General features: G+C 65.8%; 14 protein-coding genes. 4 read left to right on the top strand and 10 right to left on the bottom strand.

Going from position 1 to position 26,265, the window contains the following annotated elements:
- Positions 1–88: 88 nt before the first annotated feature.
- The 7 genes from FFS30_RS13615 to FFS30_RS13585 form a co-directional block, all read right to left on the bottom strand.
- Positions 89–1,879 (bottom strand): metallopeptidase TldD-related protein, encoded by a 1,791-nt coding sequence (locus FFS30_RS13615; RefSeq protein ID WP_137913723.1) that lies wholly within the window; start codon positions 1,877–1,879, stop codon positions 89–91.
- The gene (locus FFS30_RS13610) at positions 1,876–3,564 is read right to left on the bottom strand and encodes a metallopeptidase TldD-related protein (protein ID WP_137913722.1); all 1,689 of its coding nucleotides are present in this window, start codon (positions 3,562–3,564) and stop codon (positions 1,876–1,878) included. Before FFS30_RS13610 ends, FFS30_RS13615 begins: the two co-directional genes overlap by 4 nt.
- 110 nt (positions 3,565–3,674) lie before the next feature.
- Positions 3,675–5,672, bottom strand: a complete 1,998-nt coding sequence (tkt, locus tag FFS30_RS13605) for a transketolase (protein ID WP_137913721.1) — start codon at positions 5,670–5,672, stop codon at positions 3,675–3,677.
- 84 nt (positions 5,673–5,756) lie between these two features.
- Positions 5,757–9,398: a DUF748 domain-containing protein gene (locus tag FFS30_RS13600; RefSeq protein WP_137913720.1), complete on the bottom strand. Its 3,642-nt coding sequence runs from the start codon at positions 9,396–9,398 to the stop codon at positions 5,757–5,759.
- A gap of 1,142 nt (positions 9,399–10,540) precedes the next feature.
- Positions 10,541–12,634, bottom strand: coding sequence for a S9 family peptidase (locus tag FFS30_RS13595; RefSeq protein WP_137913719.1), 2,094 nt, complete (start codon positions 12,632–12,634; stop codon positions 10,541–10,543).
- A gap of 31 nt (positions 12,635–12,665) precedes the next feature.
- Positions 12,666–14,048 carry a serine hydrolase gene (locus FFS30_RS13590; protein WP_137913718.1) on the bottom strand — a complete coding sequence of 461 codons (1,383 nt, stop codon included), beginning with the start codon at positions 14,046–14,048 and terminating at the stop codon, positions 12,666–12,668.
- 105 nt (positions 14,049–14,153) lie between these two features.
- A complete protein-coding gene (locus FFS30_RS13585) occupies positions 14,154–17,003 on the bottom strand; it encodes a valine--tRNA ligase (RefSeq protein WP_137913717.1) in 2,850 nt (949 codons plus the stop codon).
- 117 nt (positions 17,004–17,120) lie between these two features.
- Between FFS30_RS13585 and FFS30_RS13580 the strand changes: the two genes are divergently transcribed.
- Entirely contained in the window at positions 17,121–17,942 is an 822-nt protein-coding gene (locus FFS30_RS13580; RefSeq protein ID WP_137913716.1) for an arginase family protein, read from the top strand.
- A gap of 48 nt (positions 17,943–17,990) precedes the next feature.
- Here the strand turns inward: FFS30_RS13580 and FFS30_RS13575 are convergent, their stop codons facing one another.
- The 3 genes from FFS30_RS13575 to FFS30_RS13565 all read right to left on the bottom strand — a co-directional run bounded on the left by FFS30_RS13575 (position 17,991) and on the right by FFS30_RS13565 (position 22,091).
- Positions 17,991–18,584 (bottom strand): XRE family transcriptional regulator, encoded by a 594-nt coding sequence (locus FFS30_RS13575; RefSeq protein ID WP_137913715.1) that lies wholly within the window; start codon positions 18,582–18,584, stop codon positions 17,991–17,993.
- A gap of 112 nt (positions 18,585–18,696) precedes the next feature.
- The gene (locus FFS30_RS13570; protein WP_171014605.1) at positions 18,697–19,608 is read right to left on the bottom strand and encodes a peptidylprolyl isomerase; all 912 of its coding nucleotides are present in this window, start codon (positions 19,606–19,608) and stop codon (positions 18,697–18,699) included.
- Positions 19,609–19,763: 155 nt separating this feature from the next.
- Complete coding sequence (locus tag FFS30_RS13565; RefSeq protein ID WP_137913713.1) at positions 19,764–22,091, bottom strand: TonB-dependent receptor; 2,328 nt, start codon at positions 22,089–22,091, stop codon at positions 19,764–19,766.
- 371 nt (positions 22,092–22,462) lie between these two features.
- Between FFS30_RS13565 and FFS30_RS13560 the strand changes: the two genes are divergently transcribed.
- The 3 genes from FFS30_RS13560 (at position 22,463) to groL (ending at position 26,257) form a co-directional block, all read left to right on the top strand.
- On the top strand, positions 22,463–23,983 hold the full coding sequence (locus tag FFS30_RS13560) for a M14 family metallopeptidase (protein WP_137913712.1): 1,521 nt from the start codon (positions 22,463–22,465) through the stop codon (positions 23,981–23,983).
- A 191-nt stretch (positions 23,984–24,174) separates the two neighbouring features.
- Complete coding sequence (groES, locus tag FFS30_RS13555) at positions 24,175–24,465, top strand: co-chaperone GroES (RefSeq protein WP_137913711.1); 291 nt, start codon at positions 24,175–24,177, stop codon at positions 24,463–24,465.
- A 142-nt stretch (positions 24,466–24,607) separates the two neighbouring features.
- Complete coding sequence (gene groL, locus FFS30_RS13550; RefSeq protein WP_137913710.1) at positions 24,608–26,257, top strand: chaperonin GroEL; 1,650 nt, start codon at positions 24,608–24,610, stop codon at positions 26,255–26,257.
- Positions 26,258–26,265 lie beyond the last annotated feature (8 nt).

Raw genomic sequence — 26,265 nt, 5'->3', positions numbered from 1 at the left:
GGGCGCTGCATGTTTCGGACACCTTTGCGTCCGAGGCACCGCGCACCGGCTTTTTTTGCAGATGCGCGCAACGCCGTAAGCGGCGCGCCTACTTCGCCAGCGGACTCTTGAGCAGCGGCGGCTTGACCGTGCTGCTGCGGTCGTCGCCCGCGGTCAGTTCCTCGAACAGCAGCGCCGGTGCGACGAACGAGACTTGGCGGTCGCCGTAGGCGCGCATGTAGAGCGAAGGCGTGTCGCCGAAGCCGACGATCGTGCGGAAGTCGCGCAGATCGACCTGGCCGAGGCGCACGTTGCGCACCGGTACCTTGCGGCCGTCGCGGTAGCGCAGGGTCGCGCGCAGTACGACTTCGCCGTTGCTGCCGCCGCCGAGCCAGTTGTTGTTACTGCCGGTCAGCAGGCGCTGCAGCGCGTCGTTGCTGTTGAGCCGCTCGATTTCCAGCGCGTAGGGCTGCTCGGCTTCGCCGGCCATGCGCTGCAGGTCGGCTTCGAGCGCGGCGTCGGTCTTGCCCTGCGCCGCATGCAGTTCCACGGTCGAACCGAACGGCGCGCCGCTGCGGTTGTTGCCCGGGCTGCAGTGCCGGCCGACCGGTGCGCGCGTGCACAGCACTTGCTTGAGGCGGCCGTTGACCACCAGTTCTTTGCGGCTCGCCGCCACGCCCTCGTCGTCGACCTTGAACGCGGACAGCAGGTCAGTGTCGCCGAAGCGCACGCGTGTCGGATCGTCGCTGACGCCGATACCCGGCGGCAGCACGGGCGAGCCGGTGCGCCGTTCGAGCGAACCAGTCGAAGCGCTCGCGCCCTTGCTCGAATAGGTGCGCGGCGCAGGCCAGAGCTGCTCGGCGAAATGGCCGCCGAACAAGTTCGCGGCGGCGTCGCCGGTGAACAGAATCGGACCGGTGTAGTCGTCGGCAAGGCGCGCGGCCTTGCGCTGGGCGATCACGCGTACGGCAAGGTCGCGCAGACGCGGTTCGAGCTTTTCTCGCGACGGCAGTTCGTTGAGATCGCGCAGGCCGATCGTCTCGTAGTCCCACACCGACAGGCCGTCGTCGGCGCGCGCGCGTGCGACTGCGCCGAACACAATTTCAGGAACGCGGCGTTCGACCGTCGTGCCTTCGCTGTCGAGGAAATAGGCATGGCGCGTGCGCAGCGACAGCCACACCTGCGACTGTTCGAGTTCGCGGTAGTCGGCGAACACGCGCGAGAGTTCGCGCACCAAGGCCTGTGCACGCTCGACGTCGAAAGGCACGGGCTTGGCGCCCTCGTCAGCCGCATGCAGCACCGGCGCAGGCGTCTGGTCGGGCTGGCGGTCTTGTTCGTCGCGCGCGGCGAGCACGCCGCGCTTGGCGGCGAGATCTTCGACAGCCTGCTTGTAGGCGCGGTCGGTGGCGAGCCAGAAGCTGCGGCGGATCGCGTCGTAGTCGTCCTCGGCCGCCAGTTCCATCAGGACCGGCTGGCGGCCGGCCATGCGGCTCGAATCGAGCTGGGCGTCGCCGACGCGCAGATCGACGCGGCCGTAGCGATAACTGCGCCGGCCCGAGAAGCCCATCGCGCCAAGCGAAGCCTGCGCTTCGAGCTGGTCGATTTCCTCGACGGCGTAGGCGATGAAGTACGGCTTGGCATCGCCGGCGACGCGCAGTTGCTTGAGCGAGCGCTGCATTTCGTCGCGCAGCGCGCGTTCGACCGCCCCATCGGCGGCGAATCCGCTCGGCGCGAACAGCACCGAGACGAGAATCGCCAACAAGACGGCGAGTCTCGAACCGGACCGCATCCGCGTGCAACGCGTGTCGACCGTACCGGCATCGACGCACCAACGGCGCCGCATCGCGGCTTTGCCGGCGGCGCTCGAAGCGAATGGATTGCCGCAACGGAGCGCGCTCATTTCGACGCCTCCGTCGACGGCGCTGGCAACAGCGGCGGGCGGTCCTGCGACTTCGGTTTGCGCTGCACTTCGATGCGGCGGATCAGCAGATCGGGAGCGACGGTCGACACGGGCACGAAGCCCGACTCCGCGCCGCACCAGCCGTGGAAGACGCCGTAGCGGCCGTCCGCGGCTTCGAGTTCGGCGAGCATGGTCAGCGGCGTGCCGACGAGATCGACGCCGCGCACGAGTTCTTCGTGGCCGTCCGCATAAAGCCGGTAAACCATGGTCGGCAGCAGCTTGGCGCCGCCGGTGCCCTGGCGCGCGGTCTCGGTGTAGCCACCGTCGAGATCGCGGATGATGAGGCCCCACGGCTTGCCCTGCTGGGCGATCTCGGCGAGCAGGCGTTGCTTGAGTTCGTCGTAGCCGACCGGCGCATCGACCGCGACGAGCATGTTCGACTGCCGCGCCACGGGCCGATAGCCGGGCTGCGAGCGGCCGTGGCCGTTCGATTTCGGAAAGCCTTCGACCGGCGTGCGTCCGAGCAGAAAACTCTTGAGCACGCCGTGTTCGATCACCGGCACGGGGCGCGCACGCACGCCGTCGTCGTCGGCCGCGTAGCCGCCCATCAGGGCCTGGCCGGCGAAATCGCTGCGGGTCGGATCGAACGTCACCGAAATCGACGCGGGCAGAATGCGTTCGCCGAGTTTCTTCTTCAGCGTCTGCGCGTCGTTCTCGTCGCGCAGACGGTGCGCTTCGAGACGATGGCCGACGACTTCGTGGAAGAATACCCCGGCCGCGCGATTTTCCAGGATCGCCGGGCCTGCATAGGCATCGACGACGGGCGCTTCGCGCAGCGCCTTGAGGTCGGCCATCAGGCCTTCGACGGCCTTCAGCACCGCCTCGTCGTCGGGCAGCGCATCGGGCTTGCTCGCGACGAAGCGCACCATGCCCGGCAGGTCCATGCCGTCGTCGGCCTTGGTCGCGGCGCGCACGTCGAGCAGATAGGTCAGCTCGGCGTGGCGCACGCGCGTGCCCTCGCTGTTGACCAGCCAGCGCGTGGTGCGTGCGACGCTGAGGCCGGCGCGGGCGAAATAGATCTTGGCGTCCTTGCGGAACGGCGCGCTGTACTTTTTCACCTTCGCGCGCCACAGCTCGGCGTCGATAGCGAAATCGAGCGCGGGTTCGACCAGTTCGAGTTTCCCCTCGCGGGTGAAATCGTCGGACTTGTCTTCGGCGGCCGTGCTCACGGCGGCGTCGGCCTTGGCCTTCTCCAGGTCTTCGACCGCCTGCCAGTAAGCGCCGTCGGTGGCGCTCCAGATCTCGGCGCGCAGCGAACGTTCGTCGTTGTCGATGCCGATGCGCTGCACGTTGTTGCCGCGCGCATAGCCGGGCGTACCGCTGGGCGACTGCGTCGCATGTGTGTTGTCGAACGCATAGTTGCCGGTGCGCAGCTCGACGCTGAGCGTGCGCATGCGATAGTTCGACGAATTGGTCAGCGTGCCGAACTCGGCGTTGACGTCGACGCGCTCGTCGTCGTTGACCCGGTAGCCGATGAAGTACGCCGGCACCTTGGCCTTGAAGTAAGCGCTTTGCGAACGCGCAAGCTCGGCCTGCATTGCGTCGAGAACGAGATCGTCCGCGGCATGCGCGGCCGGCAGCGCGGCCAACAGCGCGGCAGCGGCGAGGAACTTCCTGGGGAACAAGCGCGAAGACTCCAGTGACGATGTCGGGAACAAGACCTTGAACGGCTCGGTCTTGTTCCCGCAACTCTGCGTAGGCGGTGCCCTTCCCGCTCAGGGGAAGGAGGGCCGGCTTACTTCAGCGCCTTGACCGCGTCGGCCACCGCCGTCGCAGTGATGTCGAAGTACGCGTACAGCGCTTCGGCCGGCGCCGAGGCACCGAAACGGTCGAGACCGACGACGGCGCCGTCGAGACCGACGTACTTGCGCCAATAGGCGGTGACGCCCGCTTCGACCGCCACGCGCTTGCGGCACCACGACGGCAGCACGCCTTCGCGGTAGGCGAGCGGCTGGCGGTCGAACACTTCGGCGCACGGCATCGAAACGACGCGCACGTGGATGTCCTGCTGGGCGAGCTGGCGCATCGCGTCCATCGCAATGCCGACTTCCGAGCCGGTCGCGATCAGGATCGCGTCGAACTTCGCGCTCGCCGGATCGCTGAGCACGTAGCCGCCGAGCTGGATCAGGCCGACCTGCTCGTCGCTGCGCGCCTGATGCGGCAGGTTCTGGCGCGAGAAGATCAGGCACTCCGGGCCTTCCTTGCGCTCGATCGCAGCCTTCCACGCCACCGCGCTCTCGACCGCGTCGCACGGGCGCCAGACGTGGTTGTTCGGGATCATGCGCAGGCTGGCGATGTGTTCGACCGGCTGGTGGGTCGGACCGTCTTCGCCGAGTCCGATCGAGTCGTGCGTATACACGTGGATCGCGCGCGTCGGGATCAGCGCCGACATGCGCACCGCGTTACGCGCGTAGTCGGAGAACACGAGGAAGGTCGCATCGTACGGAATGAATCCGGCGTACACGGCGAGGCCGTTGCTGATCGCGGTCATGCCGAATTCGCGCACGCCGTAGTGCACGTAGTTGGCCTTGGCGTCGTTCGACTGCACGTCCTTCGAGCCTTTCCAGATGGTCAGGTTCGACGGCGCCAGGTCGGCCGAACCGCCGATCAGTTCGGGCAGCAGCGGGCCGTAGGCGTCGAGCGCCATCTGCGAGGCCTTGCGCGAGGCGATGGTCGGACCATCCTTCTGCATCTTGGCGATGAACGCATCGGCCTGTGCGGCGAAATCGGCCGGCAGCTCGCCCTTGGTGCGGCGCTCGAACTCGGCAGCGAGTTCGGGATGGAGCTTTTTGTACTTGGCGAAATTCTCGTTCCACGCGGCTTCCGCGGCGGCGCCTTTGGCCTTCGCGTCCCAGCCGGCATAGATCTCGTCCGGCACGACGAACGGCGGATAGTTCCAGCCGATGTGCGCGCGCGTCGCCGCGACTTCATCCTTGCCGAGCGGCGCGCCGTGGGTCGCCTCGGTGCCCTGCTTGTTCGGCGCGCCCCAGCCGATGATGGTCTTGGCGATGATCAAGGTCGGCTTGTCGGTGTCCTTGCGCGCCTGTTCGAGCGCGGCGGCGACCGCGGCCGGATCGTGGCCGTCGATCGGCCCGATCGCTTCCCAGCCGTAGGCCTCGAAGCGCTTGCGCGTGTCTTCGGTGAACCAGCCGTGCACTTCGCCGTCGATCGAGATGCCGTTGTCGTCGTAGATCGCGATCAGCTTGCCGAGCTTCCAGGTGCCGGCGAGCGAGCAGACTTCGTGCGAGATGCCTTCCATCAGGCAGCCGTCGCCGAGGAAGACATAAGTATAGTTGTCCACAATGCCGCAATCAGCCTGATTGAAGCGCGCCGCGAGCACCTTCTCGGCGAGGGCGAAACCGACCGCATTGGCAAGGCCCTGGCCGAGCGGCCCGGTCGTCGTCTCGATGGCCGGAAACTCACTCGCTTCGGGATGGCCCGCGGTCTTCGAATGCAGCTGGCGGAATTTCTTGAGCTGGTCCATCGGCAGGTCGTAGCCGGTCAGATGCAGCAGCGAGTACAGCAGCATCGAGCCGTGGCCGTTCGACAGCACGAAGCGGTCGCGCCCGGGCCATTTCGGATTCGCCGGATTGTGCTTGAGGAAATCGCCCCACAGCACCTGCGCGATGTCGGCCATGCCCATCGGCATGCCCGGATGCCCGGACTTGGCGGCTTCGACGGCGTCCATCGACAAGGCGCGGATGGCGTTGGCTAGTTCCTTGCGGCTCGGCATGGCGTTATTCGCTCGATCGGATCAGAAAAGGGCGCCTATTGTCGCCGATGCGGGCGCGCTTTGTCGCGCCCGCGGCTGCCGCGCTCATTGCAGCGTGAAGTCGGCCCGCGTGGTTTTGCCGGCGTCGTCGATGCCTTTCGCGTCGAGCTTCGGCGCGAGCGTCCACAGCCGGCGGTCCTCGATCTTGCCGTGCAGGAAGCCGACGATATGGCCGGCGCGGCGTTCGGCGAGATGCAGCATCGACGACTCGTCGACGGTCACGTTCGCTTCGAGCAGGCGGCGCATTTCTTCGGGCGGCTGCGACTTGGTCAGGAAGCCGAGGGTCTTTTCCTTTGGGAAATCGGCGTGCTTGTAGGCCGCTTCGAGATACTTGTCGGTCTCGGCCGGCGTGAGCGGCTTCGCCGACGCGGCTTCGTCGTCGCCGTGGTCATGCAGATATTCCTTGCGGATCAGTTCGTCGACGCCGACGCGGCGCAGGCCGTCGGTATCGAATTTCGGATCGGTGCGGCCGACGATGCCAAGATTGAGCGACGGCCGCTCGGTCAGCATTTTCGCGATCTGCGCGAGCTTGTCCCTGGCTGCATCGTCGAGGCGGTCGTCGCCCGCCGCGAACTCGACATAGCCGAGGCCTTCGCCGTCTCCGCCGCCGCCGCGGAACGCCGAGGCGAGCAGGCGGAACGGCGCCGTCGCCGCCTTCGCGATCATGCCGGCGAATGCGCGCCAGACCACGCCGCCGAGCGAGAACTGCGGATCGTCGAGCGAGCCCGACACGGGCACGTTGACGTCGATGACGCCGTTCGAGTCCTTGAGCAGCGCCACGGCGAGCTTGACCGGCAGATGGCTCGCGCCGGGGTCCTTGACCTCGTCGCCGAAGGTGAGCTGGTCGATGTAGATGTGGTTGTCGGCCTTGAGCTTCCCCTGGTCGAGCAGGTAGCTCACATCGGCGTTGAGTCGGCCTTTGACGATGGGGTAGCCGGTGTACTTGGCCGAATACGCCGAGAGATGGGTCAACTCGACGCCGTTCGCCTTGCCCTTGATCTCGACGTAGGCGATCGGTGTGAGCGGATTGATCTTGCCGTCGATGTCGACCTGCGCGTTGTCGTCGAGCAGGCCTTGCAGAGTGACTACGGCGGGCTCTCCGCCGTGGGTGCCGAACGCGCCGATCTTGCCGCCGAGACGGGTGATGTTGGCGGTGTAGTTCGGCTTGATGAAATTGTCGGTGTAGTTGAGATGGCCGCGAGAGAGCGTGATCTGACCGACCTGGATCGACGCCGCGGGCGCGGCCGGCGCAGCGGATTTCACCTCCACGGGTTTCGGCGCCGCCGGCTGCGGCGCCGGATTCGCCGGGCCTTCGGCGCGCGTCACCGACACGGGCTGCGCGCCGCCGGTGCCGGCGACGTCGGCGAGATTGAGCCGCCCGCTCGCGTTCATGATGATGCGCGCGTAGAAATCGCTCAGCGCAATGTCGCCGAGCTTGAGCTGCATCGGACCGGTGCTTTGCACGTAGTCGAGTGCGCCGATGTCGAGCGCGCGGAAGGTGAGGAAATCGTCGCCGGTCAGCTTGTCCTGCACGCGCACGCGGCCGAGCGCGACGCGGCCGCGGTACTCGGTCCTGGCCGGACGGCCCTCGCTGTAGTGCAGCTTGCCGTCGCTGCTCAGCACGGCCTGGGCGACGCGCACGTTGAGCGGCACGTCGGCGTACGGCTGGAAGCCGGCGACGTTCAGCTCCTTGGTCTTGATCTTGAGTTCGGCCTCCAGCGGCGTGGGCCGCACGCTGCCGTCGATCTCGAAGCTGCCCTTGTCGATCGTGCCGGCGAGGGCGAGCTTGAGCGGCTGCTTCATGTCGTCGCCGAGGCCGGCGATGTCGCCCGAAATCGATTCGACCGCGACCTCGCTCGGCTTCGCCGCCGAGTAGTCCTTGAGCTCCACTCTCGCATCGTCGAGGACGAGGCGCGCGATGCTCCACTTCCACACCGGCACCGGTTTGACCGCCTTGGCCGCGGCAGTCGCTGCGGCGGTGCTCTCGTCGAGCGCAGCCAAGTCGATCTTGCCGCCGTGGCTGCGCCGCGCTTTCACGCTGAGCCCGTGCACGACGACATCGCCGTGCCGCGCTTCGGCGGCGGCGAGATCGAACTTGGTCAGCGCAACGTCGAGCGCTTTCCAGGTGACGAGCGCCTCCTTGCTGTCGCGCATGCCGATCGCAACCTCGCGCAGATGCGCGCTCGCCGGCTCGATATGCAGATTGAACTTGCTCTTCCAGTCGGCATAAAAACTGCCTTCGGTGTCGAACAGTCCCTGCTGCACCTGGCCCTTGATCGCGGGCGCCGCGAACGGCTGCAGCGGCGCGACGCCGATGCCCTTCGCGCTCAACGTGCCGGTGTAGCGACTCGCCGGCAGATCGAGCTTGCCGCGCGTGGCGAGGCTGCCGCCGTTGAGCTTGCCGCCGACGTCGACCACCGCCGCGGCGTCGAGCGTGTTGAGACCGGTGACCGTGCCCGCGAGCGTATCGATCGTCAGCGTCGCGGGCGCTGCAACGGTGGCGTCCACGTAATCGAAGCGGCTAGCGGTCAGGCCGAGATTGGCGATCGCGACCTCGCTCGGCGGCGCCTTGTCGGCGGCCGGTTTCGGCGGCGCATAGAGGGCGTCGAAATTGCTGCGCCCGCCGGGCTGCGCGACGTAGCGCAGCTTGAGCTGATCGAGATTGACGTTGCCGAAACGGTAGCGCGAGATCAGCGGCTGCACGTCGGCGAACGAGGCGATCACGCGCGCGGCTTCGACGATCGGTATTTTCGCCTTGTCGCTCATGGCGAAATCGTCGAGCACGGCGACGCCGTCGAGACGCAGCCGCTGCCCGGCCTTGTCCTGGACAAAATGCGCGCGCACGCTGCCCGAGAGCAGGCCGCGCGGGATCGCGACCGGCAACTCGGCCGGCACGTAGGCCAGGTATTTCGGCAGATCGAGGCGGTCGAGAGTGAGGTCGATCGTCGATTCGAGACTGTCGTTGAACGGCTTGGTCTGGCCTTCGATGCGCAGCGGCCGGCCGTCGACGCGCATCGCCAGTAGCGGCTGCACAAACACGTCGACGTCGCGCGGCAGATTGGCGAGAAACGGAATGCCGATCTCGATGTCCTCGACACGATGCTGCGCGCCGGTCGCCTTGTCGTCGAAACGAATGTCGCCGCGATGCACGCTGATGTTCGACAGCGAGAAGCGCGCGGGCTCGGGCGGCGTGGATGGCGGCGCCGCCGGCGCAGGTGTCGCAGGTGCCGAAGCGAAGCGGTCGATGATGTCGGAGAAACTCAAGCGCTTGTCCGCCGTGCGCGCAAACGCGAACTGCGGATGCTCGAGCACGATCTCGTCGAACACCGGCGCCCAGCGGAACAACGAACTCCACGACGCATTGAGAACGAGCCGGTCGATATCAACGAACGGCGCCTTGCCGTCCGCGTCGGCCACATGCACTTGATCGGCACCGAGCTTGAGCGTGAACGGATTGAACTGCAGCGCGCCGATCGTTACGGGCCGACCGATCAGCTTTGCGGCATTGGCGTCGACCCAGCGATGCAGCAACGCCGGCACGGCAAAGAAGCCGAGCAAGGCGTAGACGACCAGCAGAATCGCCGCGATCAGCGCGAGCTTGCGCACGCGCCGCGACGTGTACAACGCCAGCACGCGCTCCCGCGCCCGGGCAACGTGAGTTTTCGGTGAGGCAGTCGATGCAGGCATGATGCGGATGTCCTCTCATCGAGACCGATGGGGCGATTCTCCCACAAGCGGCGGGTTTTTGACGGATTGCCGGTCGCTTGCGGTGGCGCGGTTCATGCTGTCGGGTTTGTGCCTATTCGCTGTTTGCGCGGAAGTGGCTGCTCGTTATTGCATGGTTGCTCGTCATTTCGGTGGGCGCTGGGTTTTCGGCAGCCGATGGACTGATTGGTCCTGCTTTGCTCGTCATTCCTGCGAACGCAAGGCTTTCAACAGCCGCAGGGCTGGTCATCCACCTTTTCTTTTGCTTGTCATTCCCGCGAAAGCGGGAATCCAGCTCTTGCTCTGCTCCGTTTAAGAGCAGAGCTTCCACTCGTCCTTTGGACGAGCGGGTCACTTTCTTGTCAACAGCGACAAGAAAGTAACCAAAGAAACGCCGCCTCGGGAGCCGCGCCGCCTGCGGCGGTTCGCGAGGTCATGCCGGGGTTCGCTCGATGGACATCCGTGTCCATTCGCGAACTCGCGCGCATGCTGCGCGCGACCCTATGGGCGAATCCGTCATGCCCTCGCCGCGACTGACGGGGACCCGAAGATCAAAAGACAGATCAAGAGCAGAGTAAAGGCAGAGCGGCTCGCGGAATGCCTGCTTTTTGCTCTGGCGTCGGCGCGCACGATGCGCGCTGCTCTGGCTTCCCCGGGTCCCCATTACATTGCGGCGGCAGCGGACGAAAAGGCCCGCTAGGGGCAGCGCGATGGATCGCGCCGATTCCGCTATTGCACACGGACGTGCAATTAGCGGAACCCGGCCGCTGACGCGGACCCGGAGCGCAGGATGCGCGCAGGGCGCAATGTTCTGGGGCGGCGTCTTTTGGTTACTTTTCTTCGCTGCTGAAGAAAAGTAACCCGCTCGCCCGCAGGGCGAGTGGAAGCTCTGCTCTTAAACAAACCAAAGCAAAGCAAAAGCTGGATTCCCGCCAAGAGCACGCGGGAATGACGAGCAAGGGCAAGAGCTGGATGACCAGCCCTACGGCTGGTGAAAGCCCTGCTTCCGCAGGAATGACGAGCGAAAGAAACAAAGCCGGGTGCGATGAATCGCACCCCTTACGCGCTAACTAAGCACGCTTCGCCGAAATGACGAACCAAGAGAGAAAAACCAACCTGCGCCGTCAGGGCGCCTTCGGCGCCTCATCCTTGAGCCAACGCGCCAACCACCCCTGCACTTCCGCATACCAGAACTTCGAGTTCTCCGCGTTGAGCACCCAATGGTTCTCGTCAGGAAACACGATGAGTTTGCTCTCGACGCGCTGGCGCTGCAGCGCGGACCAGTATTCGAGCGCGTTGTTGATCGGCACGCGGAAGTCGCGTTCGCCGACGGAGACGAGCGCGGGGGTTTTGAACTTGGCCGCGTAGCGGATCGGGTTCTGTTCGCGCCAGACCGCGTTCTGCTCCCATACCGGGCCGCCATTGCCGACTTCGCGGCCATAGATCGTGTCGGAGGTGCCCCACTGCGCTTCGAGATTGACCAGGCCCGCGTGGCTGACCAGGCAGCGGTAGCGCGTCGTCGTCGCCTGCATCCAGTTCGACAGGTGGCCGCCGTAACTCGCGCCCGCGGCGCACTGGCGGTTTGCGTCGATGAAGGAATATTTCTTGATCGCCTCGTCGGCGGCGGCATTGATGTCGTCGCCGGGGCCTTTGAGCGGATCGCCCTGGATCGCCTGCGAGAACGCTTCGCCGTAGCCGGTCGAGCCGACGTAGTTGGTCAGCAGCACGACGTAGCCCGGCGCGGCGAGCAGGTGATAGTTCCAGCGCAGCACCCACTGGTCGCGCCACTGCGAGAACGGACCGCCGTGCATGACGACGAGCAGCGGATACTTTTTCGCCGGATCGAAATGCGGCGGCTTCAACAATAGCGACTGCACGCGCTGGCCGCGCGCGTTGGTGAACCAGAAGTTTTCCAGCGGCGCCAGGTCGAGCTTGGCCGTCGCGGCGGTAGCGAACGAGGTCAGCTTCTGCATCTTGCCCGACGTATCGAGGCGCACGATCTCGGGCGGCTCGGTCGCCGATTCGTACTGTGCGACCAGCACCGGCGATTTCTCGCCGCCGCTGAGGCTTGCCCAGGTTCCGTGCACGGGCGCGCCGACCAGTTTGGCTTCCTTGTCGCCGTTCGCTGCGCGGTAGAGTTTTTCCTGACCGGCGTCTTCGGCGGTCAGATAGACGCTGCGGCTGTCGGGTGCGGGCGCGAAGCTGCCGAGCGAGAGTTTGTTCGGCAGTTCGATGCGCGTGCGCGCCGCGGCGCTCGGCCAGTCGATCACGGCGAGGCGCGTCGAGTTGTAGGTCTGCCCGGTCTGCGGCGTCACCGCGGCATAGAGGCTGCGGCCATCGGCGCTGAAGCGCGGCTTGCCGTAACTGTCGCCCGCGTCGAGCGCATCGGCGCCGGTCAGCCGCTTCGGCTCGCCGCCGGCAACCGGAACCTGGAACAGGTCGGCGTTGGTGAACTGCCACGCCGCGCGGTCGCGGTTGCGGCTGGCGACGAAGACGATCGAGCGGCCGTCGGGCGCCCAGGTCGCGCCGGCGTTTTCCTCGGGTGCGGAATAGCCCGGCAGCTTCGCGAGCGCGGTGCCGGCGAGCAGGTCGCGCGCGTCGTTCGCGCCGATCGTCTGCACGAACACGTGCGGGCGCTTGTCTTCGATCCACTTGTCGAAATTGCGGATCGGGAAGCCGGTGTAGACGTGGGCCTTGTACTTGCGCTCTTCGTGCTCCTTGGCGATGCGTTCGTTGTCCTTGTCGTCCTTCGCTTCGGTGTAGACGTGGCTGGTGAAAAGCAGGCGGTTGCCGTCGGGCGAGAACTCGGGTTCGGTCGCGCCGGTCGACAGCGTCGTCGCTCTGAGCGCCTCGCCGCCGCGGGCGAGATCGAGCACCCAGATCTGCGCGACCTTGTCGTCGCCGCGCTTGGCCGAAAACGCGATGCGCTTCGAATCGGGGCTCCAGGCGATGCCGCTCTCCGCGGTCTTGCTCGACGTCAGGCGCCGCGCCGGCACGCTGCCGTCGGTGGCGACGAGCCAGAGATGGGTCGCGCTCTCGTCCTTCTTGTAGCTCGGCTCGGTCACGTTGAACGCAGCGAACTTGCCGTCGGGACTGGCGACGGGCGCGCCGACGCGCGGCATCAGCCAGAGGTCTTCGTGAGTGATGACTTTTTTGTCTTCGGCAAACGCAGTCGCCGAAACCGCGAGGAGAACGAAAAACGAAATCTTCAACCGCATGGATGCTCCTACCGTCGCGAACGTGGTCGCGTCATTGATTTGCCTGTGCGTGCAACGCCGCGATGATCTGCACGATCGCCGACTCCACGCCGCCGTAGCCCATGCCCATACGCACGACGACGAGGCGCTCCGACGGCACGATGACGATATATTGCCCGAGCGCACCGCGCGCATAGAACATGTCTTTCGGCAATTGCGGCATGCCCCACGGCGCGTTCCACACCGGCACGCTGCCATGGTCGACAAGGTTGGTCCAAAAGCCGGCGCCATAGCCGGTGTCCAGCGTCTGCGTGCGGCTGTAGGCGACCCAGGTCTCCGGCAGGATGCGGCGGCCGGCCACGACGCCGTCGTCGAGATAGAGCTGGCCGAAGCGCGCCCAGTCGCGCGCCGACGCATACGAATTGCTCGCGCCGATCGGCGTGCCGGTCGCGTCGCAGTCGAGCTGCGCGGTGCGCATGCCGAGCGGCTCGAACAGTTCGCGGCGCGCAAAGCGTTCGACGTCGGCCGCGCTCTTGCCGACCGCGTCGCGCACGAGACGCGAGAGCACCATGTAGCCGGTGTTGCTGTAGCCCCAGGCGGCTCCGGGCGGGTGGTCGAGCGGCACCTTCGCTGCGTAGCCGGCCATGTCGCGCTCGAGGAACATCATGCGCGTCAGGTGATTGATCGGATCGTCGTTGTCGTCGAACGGCAGGCCGCTGGTCATGCGCAGCAGTTGATCGACGGTGACCGTGCGATGCGGATCGGAAGGCTCCTGCCATGCGGCGAGCCGCGCGGGCTCGCCGACGCCGAGCTTGTTCTCGCGCACGAGGATGCCGATCAGCGCATTGGTCAGTGACTTCGACAGCGAATGCGCCCAGATCGGCGTGTCCGGACCGTAACCCGGCGCATAGCGCTCGGCGATGAGCCGGCCGTCGTGCAGTACGACGAAGGCCTTGGTGTTGCGCGGGTCTTTCGGATCGGGTTCGGCGAAGGCACCGTCGAGCGCCTTGCGCAGCGCCGGGTCGGCCGGTTCGACAACGGCGTTCTGCTCGGCGAACGCATCGGCGAAACTCGGCGCTTCGATGCCGGCGGCCTCGGGCACGTCAGCGCCGTGGACGACGAGACAGCCGAGGCCTTCACGGTAGACCGTGCGCGCCGCGAACGCGCCGGCGACCGCCGCACGCACTTCGTGGTGATCGCGATCGACGGTGTAGCGCATCGCCCAGTCGAGCACACTGAGGCGCGGCCTTTGTTCCTCGGCATAGACGCGGTCCGGATCGACGTGCGAAACGAACGCCGCCGAACACAGCGAGCGGCTCACCGAACCGGTGGCGACGCGCAATACGTCCTTACCTTTCGGCGCGACCCAGGCCGCCGCGCCGAGCACGACGACGAAGATCACACCCAGTGCCCATTTCAGTATCCGCAGCCACATGCGTCATTGCCCTCGTCGAGTCCGCTCAATCCCTCGTTGACACGCAGTTGCCCTGCTCCGCCGCCGTTCGCCGCGTGCGTCCGCAACGCGGCGGGTGTGCGGCGGCTACAAATCCTTGAGGCGCTCCCACTGTTCGCGCAGGCCGTTCAGCGTCGTGGTGAAATCGGCGACGCGCTGCTTCTCCTGCTCGACCACGGCCGGCGGTGTCTTCGCACCGAAGTTGGCGAGCTTGGTGCTCGACTTCGCGATCTCGCCGTCGAGGCGCTTGATCTCTTTGTCCAGGCGCGCCTTCTCCGCCGACAGGTCGATCAGACCGGCAAGCGGGATCAGCAATTTCATCTCGCCGACGATCGCCGCAGCAGCGGCCGGCTCAGCCTCGCCGGCGTCGAGCCGGCGCTGCGATTCGGTGCGTGCGAGAAACGCGATCTGCGCGGCGAACTTGTCGACGCGCGCGCGATCGGCGGCACTGCCGTTCGCGTACAGCAGCGGAATCGTCTTGCCCGGCGCGATGTTCATTTCGCTGCGGATGCGGCGGATCTGGGTGAGCACCGTGCGCAGCCATTCGATCTCGGCGCTGGCCGCGGCATCGTCGGCCGGAAAATCTTCCACGCGCGGATAGTTGCGCTGGGCGATGCTGGTTTCTTTCAGACCGAGCAGCGGCGCGACCGACTGGAAAATCTCTTCGGTGATGAACGGCGTGATCGGATGCAGCGCGCGCAGCGCGGCTTCGAGCACGAACAGCAGCGTGTGCCGCGTCGATTCGGCGGCGGCCTTGTCCTCGCCGCCGAGCGCGGGCTTGGCGAGTTCGACGAACCAGTCGCAGTATTCGTTCCAGACGAATTCGTACAGCGCCTGCGCGACGAGATCGAAGCGGTAGAGCTTCATCTGCGCTTCGACTTCGACGAGCGTGCGGCGCAGGCGCGCGAGAATCCAGCGCTCGGCCTCGGTCGCGGTAGCCTTCGCGAATCCCGAATCGCCGGTTCCGAATCCCTGCCCCTCGCAATTCATCAGCACGAAGCGCGCTGCGTTCCAGAGCTTGTTGCAGAACGCCTTGTAACCTTCCGCGCGCTTGAGATCGAAGTTGATCGTGCGACCGTAAGTCGCCAGCGCGGCAAACGTGAAGCGCAGCGCGTCGGTGCCGACCGCGGCGATGCCTTGCGGATAATCCTTGCGGATGCGCTTCTCGACTTTCTCGCGCACCTGCGGAATCAGCAGCGAGGCGGTCGATTTCTTCACCAGCGATTCGAGGTCGATGCCGTCGATCAGGTCGAGCGGGTCGATCGTGTTGCCCTTCGACTTCGACATCTTCTGGCCTTCGGCGTCGCGCACGATGGCGTTGATGTAGACCTCGCGGAACGGCACCTTGCCGGTGAAGTACTGAGTCGCCATGACCATGCGCGCGACCCAGAAGAAGATGATGTCGAAGCCGGTGACGAGCACCGCACTCGGCAGGAACGCCTGATCCTGCAGCCAGTTCGCGACGATCTCGCCGCGCTCGTTCTTCACCGGCGCATCGCCCGGCCAGCCGAGCGTCGAGAACGGCCACAGCGCGGCGGAGAACCAGGTGTCGAGCACGTCCGCGTCCTGCCTCAGCACACCGACCGGCTGTGTCGTCGCATGCGCGAGCGCGTCGGCCTCGTCTTCGCCGACGAAGATGTTGCCGGCTTCGTCGTACCAGGCCGGAATCTGATGGCCCCACCAGAGCTGGCGGCTCACGCACCAGTCCTGGATGTTCTCGAGCCACTGGTTGTAGGTCGTCGACCAATTCTCCGGCACGAACTTGATTGCGCCGTCGCGCACCGCGGCGAGCGCGGGCTCGGTGATCGCCTTGCGCCCGCCCGGGCCGGGCTTGCCGTCGACGCGCGTGTCGCTCGTGAGATCGAGGAACCACTGGTCGGTCAGCATCGGCTCGATCACCGCGTCGGTGCGCTGGCTGACCGGCACCTGCAGCTTGTGCTTCTTGGTCTCGACGAGCAGACCCCCGGCTTCGAGATCGGCGAGCACGGCCTTGCGCGCAGCGAAGCGGTCGAGGCCGCGATATTTTTCCGGCGCGTTGTCGTTGATCTTCGCATCGAGCGTCAGGATGGTGATCGGCGTGAGCTTATGGCGTGCGCCGATCTGCCAGTCGTTGAAGTCGTGCGCCGGCGTGATCTTGACGCAGCCGGTGCCGAATTCGCGGTCGACGTAGTCGTCGGCGATGACCGGAATCTCGCGGCCGGTCAACGGCAGTTTCAGAGTCTTGCCGATCAGCGCCTGGTAGCGCTCGTCCTCGGGATGCACGGCCACGGCGACGTCGCCGAGCATCGTTTCCGGGCGCGTGGTCGCGACGACGAGGCCTTCACCGCCGTCGCTCGCCGGATAGCGGATCGACCACAGCGAGCCTTCTTTCTCCTCGTTGTTGACTTCGAGGTCGGAGACCGCCGTCATCAGCACCGGGTCCCAGTTCACGAGGCGGCGGCCGCGATAGAGCAGGCCGTCGCGGTACCACTGCACGAACACGCGCTTGACTGCCGCGGACAGCCCTTCGTCCATGGTGAAGCGCTCGCGCGACCAGTCGACCGACGCGCCGAGGCGGCGCATCTGGTTGGTGATGGTCGAGCCGGATTCTTCTTTCCATTTCCACACGCGCTCGATGAACGGCGCGCGGCCGAGATCGTGGCGCGACTTGCCTTCGACGGCGAGCTGGTTCTCGACGATCTTTTGCGTCGCGATGCCCGCATGATCGGTGCCGCCCTGCCAGAGCGTGCGGAAGCCGCGCATGCGGTGATAGCGCGTCAGCGCGTCCATGACCGTCTGCTGGAAGGCGTGGCCCATGTGCAGCGTGCCGGTCACGTTCGGCGGCGGCAGCAGAATGCAGTACGGCGTGCCGTCGCCGTGCGGCTTGAAGTCGCCCGCGGCTTCCCACGCGGCATACCACTTCGATTCGATCGCTTGGGGTTCGAAACTTTTTTCCATTCGTATACACCGGGCGCGGCCCGGGGCCGCCGCAAGAGTCGTGGGGGAATGCAGAATTGTACCGGTAATCCGCCGTCGCGCCCGGTAATATCGCCGCGTTAAAGCCGGAGACCGCAGATGGTGAAGATTTCTTTGCTCGGCATCCCGCACGACGACAACTCGTCGTACATGAAAGGCGCAGCCGAAGCCCCGCCGCTGATCCGCCGCGAATTGTTCTCCGACGTGTATACGAACTGGAGCGAGACCGGCGTCGACATCGCCGCGCCGGGACGCATCGTCGATCACGGCGATCTGCGTTTCGACGGCGCCGCCGACCCCTGGGACGTGATCGAACGCAACGTGCTGCGCGTGATTCAGCCCGGAGCGCCGCTGATCTGCCTCGGCGGCGACCATGCGATCACGCATCCGGTCATACGTGCCGTGTCGCGCCGCCATGCGCCGCTGACCATCGTGCACATCGACGCGCATCCGGACATCTATCACGAATATCAGGGCAACCCGCGTTCGCATACGTCGCCGTTCGCGCGGATCATGGAAGAGCAGCTCGCCGACCGCCTCATCCAGATCGGCCTGCGCACGGTCAACGACCATCATCGCGAGCAGTTCAAGCGCTTCGGCGTCGAAGCGATCGGCATCGCGCGCTGCGACGAACGCCTCGAACTCGCGCTGCGCTCGCCAGTGTACTTGTCGGTGGACATCGACGCGCTCGATCCGGCGTTCGCGCCTGGCGTCAGCCATCGCGAAGCGGGTGGCCTGTCGACGCGGCAGGTGATCCGCCTGATCCAGTCCATCGACCGGCCGATCGTCGCGGCCGACGTCGTCGAATACAACCCGCGCTGCGACATCTCCGGCATGACTGCCGGCGTTGCGGCGAAGCTGGTCAAGGAAATCGCCGGCATGATGGTCAGAACGAGCGGCGCGGAGCCGGCTCCGCTCTGAGCATAACCAGCGGGAACGCTGCGGCGGCGTGCCCGCCGGCGGCCCGGCTCAGTCCTCGTCGTGCTGTTCTTCGCCCATCACGCTCGGCGTGCCGACGTAGAGCAGGACGACGGTGGAGTTGGTGTCGTTGCGCGAGGAATGCGGCAACTGCGAATTGAAATGCATGCTGTCGCCGGGGCCGAGCACGGTCTCGATTTCGCCGACGCGCGTGTGGATGCGGCCCTTGATCACCATGACGAACTCCTCACCGTCGCGCTGGTCGGTCGGGAAGGCGTGGCCCGGCGGGATCTCCATGAGGATCGCGTCCATCATGCGATGGATCAGGCTCGAAGACAGATCGTAGAAGGTGACCGGCGAGTTGATGCGGATGCGCGGGCGTTCCTTGGCGCGGCAGACGATGCTGCGCTCGGTCGGGCTTTCGAGGAAGTACTGCAGATCGACTTTGAGCGCCTTGGCGAGCGCCATCAGCGACATGATCGACGGCACGGTCTGGTTGCGCTCGGCCTGAGACAGAAACGGCGCGGACAAACCCGAACGCGCGCCAAGCTCGCTCAGGGTCAGGCCGAGCTGCTTGCGCCGATGCTGGATGCGCGCACCCATGCCGATGCGCAGTTTTCGTTTTCGTGGTGCGGCCATGCTCATTCTTTTCTCCTCCCACCCCGAGGCGGCGCCGTCCGGCGCTGCGGATTCTAGCCGGCGTGGCTGTAACGAGTTGTATCGCCGTGCGCCATCGCGCGCGGCGATCCGCGTCCGTTCAGCGCGCCGCGGCCGGACGCACCGGCACGGCGACGTTGCACACGTCGATGTGCCCGGCCGGCACGGCATACCATTCTTCGCGATGGTTGCGCCGCGATTCGACGTAGGCGGCGAAGGTCGGCGTGTCGGTGCGCAGCACTTCGAGCTGCGTGCGCGCCGCTTCCGCCACGTCGGCGGCGACGCGGATGCTCTTGATCGGCGTACGCTGCTCTGGTTTCTCGTACATGCTGTAGGGACCGGTGCCGCGCGGCAGGGTCGAGAGCAGTTCCATGCCCTGCACGACGCGGCCGACCACAGTAACGTTGCGGTCGAGCTGGCGCGGCGCGGTGCCGATGACGACGTAGAGTTCCGGACCGCCGCCCGAATCGACCGGATTGAGCCGGCCGACGCCGACCGTGCCGTAGCAGTGCGTCAGCCAGGTGCGATGCGCTTTCATGTCGCGCGCCATGGCGAAGCCGTCGGAGAAACCGGTTTCGGGCGCGTAGCCGTCGGGATCAGGCAGGCGCGTGAACGGGATCTTCGCGTCCCAGGCGACGGTGAACTCGGGCGGCAGGCTGCGCTTGGCCGTCTTGATCGGTTTGCGCGTGGCCTCGTTCTCGTAGTCCGGGTCGTTCATCTGCACGACGTAGTTGTCCTGCGCGCGCACGATCGCGAGACCGTCGTAGTACTGCTCGCGCGTCAGCGCCTTGATGTTGGCGATGTGGTTCGGCGCGAACGCCGGCGCGAGTTCGATCACCACGCGGCCGGTCGGAAGCTCGATGTACAGCGTGTTCTGCGGATCGAGCGCGCGCCAGTCCGACGGCTTGGCCGCGGCGAGCACGGCGGCCGTGGTCGGCGCGGCGGAAGATTTGGCGGTAGGAGTCACGGGCGGCTTGGCGGTGTCTGCGGCGGCGTAGAGCGGCAGCATCATAGCCAGGCCGAGCGCGCAAAGCGAAGCGGTGCGCGCCGGGAAAGAATTGCGGGGATTTCGACGCTGCTCTGCCATCTCGTTTCCTCGAAAGTAGCCTAAAGATCCTGCCCGCCGCCCCCTCACGGCGGAGGCGACGGACAGGATGTTCCACAACCTCAGAACCAGTAGCGGAACGACGCGCCGATCGTGCGCGGCTGCACGCGGTAGGCGCCGTCCGGATAGAACGGCGTCGCCGAGACCTGGCGCACCACACCGTCGCTGTTGTTCAAGTTCTGCACGTACACCGAGGCTTCCATCGTCGCCCACTGCACGCCGGCACGCAGGTTGAGCGTGTCGTAGGCGTCCATCACGCGATACAGCGAATTCGCCGCGTTGAACTGCGTGGTGCGCTTGCCGACGTAGTTCCAGCCGCCCCAGACGAAGCCGTGCATGCCCTCGCCGAGCGGGAAGGTGTATTCCGCCGACGTGTTGAACGAGGTCTTCGGCACGAACGGCGCGAAGTCGCCCGCGCGCGCATTGAGCGGAGCCATGTCGGCGTCGAGCGTCGAGTGCGTGTACGAGCCGCCCGCGGTCAACTTCAGGCTCGAGATCGGACGCCAGGCGAGTTCGATTTCCGCGCCCTTGCTGGTCAGGCCCGCCGCGTTCTCGACGTAGTTGACGCCGCAGTTGAGGCCGCGGCGCACCTGCACGTTGTTCCACTTGATCAGGTACAGGCTGCCGTTCACCGTCAGATGGTTGTCGAGCAGGCTCGACTTGCTGCCGATCTCGTAGTTCCACAGATCGTCGGAGCCGTACTCCGGCGACGGATGCAGGCCGTTCGCGGCGATTTCCGCGCCGCAGAGATTCATCGGAATGACCTGGTTGACGCCGCCGTAGCGGAAGCCTTTCGCCGCCTGCGCGTAGACCTGGTTGTTCTCGTCGACGTCGTAGGCGACGTTGACCTTCGGATTGACGCCGTCTTCCTTCGAGTGCTGCATGCCGTTCGAGGTCGCGCCGCCGTTGAAGAAGCCGGACTGGTACTGCCAGTGGCGCTCTTTCCAGTCGAACGCGCGCAGGCCGCCGGTCAGCGAGAAGTTGCCAAGCTTGTAGGTCGCCTCGCCGAACAGGGCCGTCTCTTCGATGTGCACGTTCTGGATGCCCCAGAACGGATAGTCGGGCGGCGCACCGAAGTTGGCGCTCGGCAGGCCGGTCGCCGCGTCCCAGCCCGGATCGGGGAATGCGTTGATGTAGCCGCGGTTGCGCTTGTGGTAGTAGGCGCCGACGAGCCACTTCAGCGCGCCGTCGTCGTGCGACAGCGCGCGCACTTCCTGGGTGAAGTCGTTGAGGTGGGTCTGGTCGGCGAGCGACGCCATCGGCCCGTTGACCACGCCGAGCGACGGGAAGGTCGACTCGTAGATTTTGTCGAGATTCCAGCGGTTGAGCACGTTCATGTCGAAGTACGACGTCGCCGAGACGATGCTGCCCCAGCTCAGTTCCTGAGTCAGGGTCAGGTTCGACAGCGTGTAGTCCTGGTGCGAGTTTTCCGGCGACTTGTAGGCGCGCGTGTAGTTGCCGGTCTCGTCGAGGCCGCGGCCGTGATCGGTGGCGTCGTGACCCCAGATCGACAGATCGACGGTGAGGCCATCGCTCGGCAGCACGCGCAGGGCGACGCGGCCGCCGACGGCGTTGGTGCGGTTGATATTGTCTTCGCCGGTGGTCGTGTTCTTGATGAAGCCGCCGTTGCGGTCGTCGTACATCGACACGCGCAGGCCGGCCACGTCTTTGATCAGCGGCACGTTGATCACGCCGCGCAGGTCGTAACTGGTACCGCCGTGGTCGATGCCGGCGACCGACGCTTCGACGCTGCCTTCGACCGTGTCGAGCAGCGGCTTGCGCGTGACCAGGCGGATCGCGCCGGCCATCGAGCCCGCACCGTACAGCGTGCCTTGCGGCCCGCGCAGCACTTCGACGCGTTCAAGGTCGAACAAACCGAATTCGGGATTGAAGCCGTTGACCGAGACCGGCGAATCGTCGATGTAGAGACCGACGGTTTCCTGGGTCTGCGGATCGTCTTCCGACGCGTTGCCCGCATTGATGCCGCGCAGGATGATCTGCGAACGACCCGAGCCGGTCTTGAAGATGCCGAGGCTCGGCACGCTCGAAATCAAATCGGTGAAGTTCTGCGCGCCGGCATTGGTCAAGGCCTTGCCGTCGATCGCGGAAATGCTCAGCGGAACTTTCTGCAGAGATTCGGAGCGCTTGTTCGCGGTGACCGTCACCGTTTCCAACGAGGAAGACGCATTCGCGTCCGCCGGCTGCGCTTGCGCCTGCGGATCGGGATTCGCAGCGGCCGCATCGGCGGCGGCTTCGGTGTTGGCGGCGGCATGCACGCCGCCGAAAGCAAACACGGCAAGTGCACAGAAGACGGCGTGAGCGATCTTGTTGCGCGCCGGCTGCGGCAAAGAAGGTCGAGTGCCGGTGAAGGCAGCGGATTGCTTATTCATGGTGTTCCCCGGAGAAATGTGGAATGGGCGGGCGGCGGCATCCTGCCAGTGCGGCTCGTCAAGTTCCCCGAACGGCCTCGATGCCGTCCGGCGACTGACCTATCGAAGCCGGTGACGACGGCTGAAATACTCTGGTCACCGAATTTCGATATGTCAAAAAATTTTGATAGAGTGATACTGCTTTGATCGGCGACTGTCAAGCATGGCTCTGGTCATGGAGCCGCTGTTTGAAACAGGCAGTTCGTTCGCGACGGGGTATCGGAGTACGAACGGCAGCGCAAACGTGCCGCTCGTCCATCGACACCTCATGGCGAACGCGCGCCGATTGCAGACACAGACAAAGCCCGCATTCCATCATCCGAGGACACCGAATGACCGCATCGCCCGCACCGTCCCCGCTCACGCGCGCCGAGCGCAGCGGCTACAGCGAAACCTCGCTGCATGCCGACGTCACCGCGTTTATCGACTCACTCGAAGCACAGGGCGATCCGCGCCTCTGGGTTGGCGATTTCGGCACGACGCCGCAGGGCCGCAAGCTGCCGCTGCTCGTGCTGTCGTCGCACCGCCACTTCACTCCCGAAGCCGCACACGCCGCGGGCTTGCCGGTCGTGCTTATCGTCTGCGGCATCCATGCGGGCGAAGTCGAAGGCAAGGAGGCCGCGCTGATGCTCGTGCGCGACATTCTGCAGGGCCGCCACGGCGACCTGCTCGACCGGCTCACCGTCGTCGTCGCGCCGCTGTTCAATGCCGATGGCAACGATGCGCTCAGCGCCGACAACCGCAAACTCGACATTGCCAAACTGCACGGCCAGATCGGCCCCGCGCAGGTCGGCACGCGCGTCAACGCCGCGGGGGTCAATCTCAACCGCGACTATATGCGCCAGGAAGGCGCCGAGATGCGGCTGATGCAGACGCGCGTCTGCCAGCCGTGGAATCCGCATCTGGCGATCGACTGCCATACGACGAACGGCTCGATCCACCGTTTCGCGATGACCTACGACGTCCCGCACACAGTCGAGAGCGGCCGCCGCGAGCCGATCGAATACATGCGCGAACGCATGATGCCGGCGGTTTCCGCCGCGGTGAAACAGCACGACGGCCTCGACTCGTTCTGGTACGGCAACTTCATGCGCGACGAAGGCGGCCAGGGGCTTGGCTGGATCACCTACACGCATCATCCGCGTTTCGGCGGTAATTATCGCGGCCTGACCAACCGTCTCGATCTGCTGCTCGAAACGTATGCGTACCTTCCATTCGACGAGCGCGTGCGTACGGCTTACGGATTTCTGCGCGAATCGCTGAAGTACGCCGCCGCCCACGCCGCGGAAATCGTCTCGCTGTGCGCACGCTGCAGCGAACCGCCCGAGCGCATCGCCGTACGCTACCGCCTCGAAGCGTTCGCCGACCGCGATGCCGAAGTGCTGACGCGCGAACCCTACGCGCTCGACGGCGCGCCGATCAGCGTGCGCGTGCCGCACTACGCACGCTTCGTCGGCGATCACGTCGTCGCCCGGCCGCTGGCCTATGCCGTGCCGGCGCACGTCGCCGAGCACCTCGCGCTGCACGGTCTCGCGATCGAAGACGCGGTGCCGAACCAACGCCTGCTGGTCGAAGTCGCCAGCGTGCGCGGCACGGTCACCTCGGCGGGACGCGAGATTCTCGAAGCGAATGCCTCCGCGTATCTCGATGCCGACTATTCGCGCCAGACCCGCGCCCTGCCAGAAGGCTGGCGGCTCGTGCGTACCGCCCAGCAGCGCGGTGCGATCGCCGTCTACCTCTGCGAAGCCGGCAGCGACGACGGCCTGGTCGCCTGCGGTCTGATCGACATGCCCGCACCGGGCGCGGAGTTCCCGGCCTGGCGCGTGCTGGCGATCGAGCCCGCCGCGGACTGACGCTTTCCTCCGGCCACGGACGGCCGGATTTTCGTGTGCCCTTGAAAGCCCTTCGACGAGGCGCATATCTCGTCGGCGCGACGAGGCGTTTACAGGGGACTTGTTTCGTCGCTAAACTTGGCACTCAGCACACCGGAGTGCTAACAATCCGGACAAATTCCCCGTCTTTCAATTAGTTGAGGATAGATCTTATGAAACTTCGCCCACTGCATGATCGCGTGATCATCAAGCGCCTGGAAGCCGAGACCAAGTCGGCCGGCGGCATCGTCATTCCCGACACCGCGACCGAAAAGCCGATCAAGGGCGAGGTCATCGCGGTCGGCACGGGCAAGATTCTCGAGAACGGCAACGTGCGCTCGCTCGCGGTCAAGGCCGGCGACAAGGTGCTGTTCGGCAAGTACTCGGGCACCGAGGTCAAGGTCGACGGCGAAGAGCTGCTCGTCATGCGCGAGGAAGACCTCGTTGCGGTGATCGAGGGCTGAAAAGCGTGAGCGGAATAGCGGTAAGCGGTGAGCGGAAAGAGCCACGAGCTCCGACGGCCCTGCTTTTGCCGCTCACCGCTCACTGCTGACCGCTCACCATTCCAACCAACGCCGAACACATTTTCATATTGAGGACATTCCAATGGCAGCCAAAGAAATCCGCTTTTCCGAAGACGCACGCGCTCGCATTCTGCGCGGCGTGAACACCCTGGCCAATGCGGTCAAGGCCACCCTCGGTCCGAAGGGCCGCAACGTCGTGCTCGAGAAGAGCTTCGGCGCGCCGACGATCACCAAGGACGGCGTGTCCGTCGCCAAGGAGATCGAGCTGGCCGACAAGTTCGAGAACATGGGCGCGCAGATGGTCAAAGAAGTCGCTTCCAAGACCTCCGACGTCGCCGGTGACGGCACCACGACCGCGACCGTGCTCGCCCAGGCGCTGATCCGCGAAGGCCTCAAGGCCGTCGCCGCCGGCATGAACCCGATGGACCTTAAGCGCGGCATCGACAAGGCCGTCATCGGCGCCGTCGCCGAGCTGAAGAACCTGTCCAAGCCGTCGGCCGACAACAAGTCGATCGCCCAGGTCGGCACGATCTCGGCCAACGGCGACACGCACATCGGCGACATCATCGCCGAAGCGATGAACAAGGTCGGCAAGGAAGGCGTGATCACCGTTGAAGAAGGTTCGGGTCTCGAGAACGAGCTCGACGTCGTCGAAGGCATGCAGTTCGACCGCGGCTACCTGTCGCCGTACTTCATCAACAACCAGCAGAGCCAGCAGGTCGAGCTGGAAGATCCGTACATCCTCCTGCACGACAAGAAGATCTCGAACGTGCGCGAACTGCTGCCGGTGCTCGAAGGCGTGGCCAAGGCCGGCAAGCCGCTCGTGATCGTCGCCGAGGAAGTCGAAGGCGAAGCGCTGGCGACCCTCGTCGTCAACACGATCCGCGGCATCGTCAAGGTCGCGGCCGTCAAGGCGCCGGGCTTCGGCGACCGCCGCAAGGCGATGCTCGAAGACATGGCCATCCTGACCGGCGGCCAGGTCATCAGCGAAGAAGTCGGCCTCTCGCTCGAAAAGGCGACGATCAAGGATCTCGGCCGCGCGAAGAAGGTCGTCATCTCCAAGGAGAACTCGACGATCATCGACGGCGCCGGCGAAGGCAAGAACATCGAATCGCGCATCGCGCAGATCAAGGCGCAGATCGAAGAGACCTCGTCCGACTACGACCGCGAGAAGCTGCAGGAGCGCGTGGCCAAGCTGGCCGGTGGCGTGGCGGTGATCAAGGTCGGCGCCGCGACCGAAGTCGAAATGAAGGAAAAGAAGGCGCGCGTCGAAGACGCCCTGCACGCCACGCGTGCGGCGGTGGAAGAAGGCGTGGTCCCGGGCGGCGGCGTCGCCCTGGTACGTGCGCTCGACGCGATCAAGAAGCTCAAGGGCGACAACGAAGACCAGAACCACGGCATCATCATCGCCAAGCGCGCGATGGAAGCGCCGCTGCGTGAGATCGTCACCAACGCCGGTGAAGAAGCGTCGGTGATCCTCAACAAGGTCGCCGCGGGCAAGGGCAACTACGGCTACAACGCCGCCAACGGCGAGTACGGCGACATGGTCGAGTTCGGCATTCTCGATCCGACCAAGGTCACCCGCACCGCGCTGCAGAACGCCGCGTCGATCGCCGGCCTCGTCATCACGACGGAAGCCATGGTCGCCGAAGCGCCGAAGAAAGACGAAGGCCACAGCCACGGTGCACCGGGCGGCGGCATGGGCGGCATGGGCGGCGGAATGGATTTCTAAAAATCCAA

The sequence above is a fragment of the Rudaea sp. 3F27F6 genome, from assembly GCF_005503555.1.
Classification (GTDB): domain Bacteria; phylum Pseudomonadota; class Gammaproteobacteria; order Xanthomonadales; family Rhodanobacteraceae; genus Rudaea.
The sequence above is the reverse complement of the archived record's forward strand: the minus strand, read 5'-3'. Positions and strand labels throughout refer to the sequence as shown.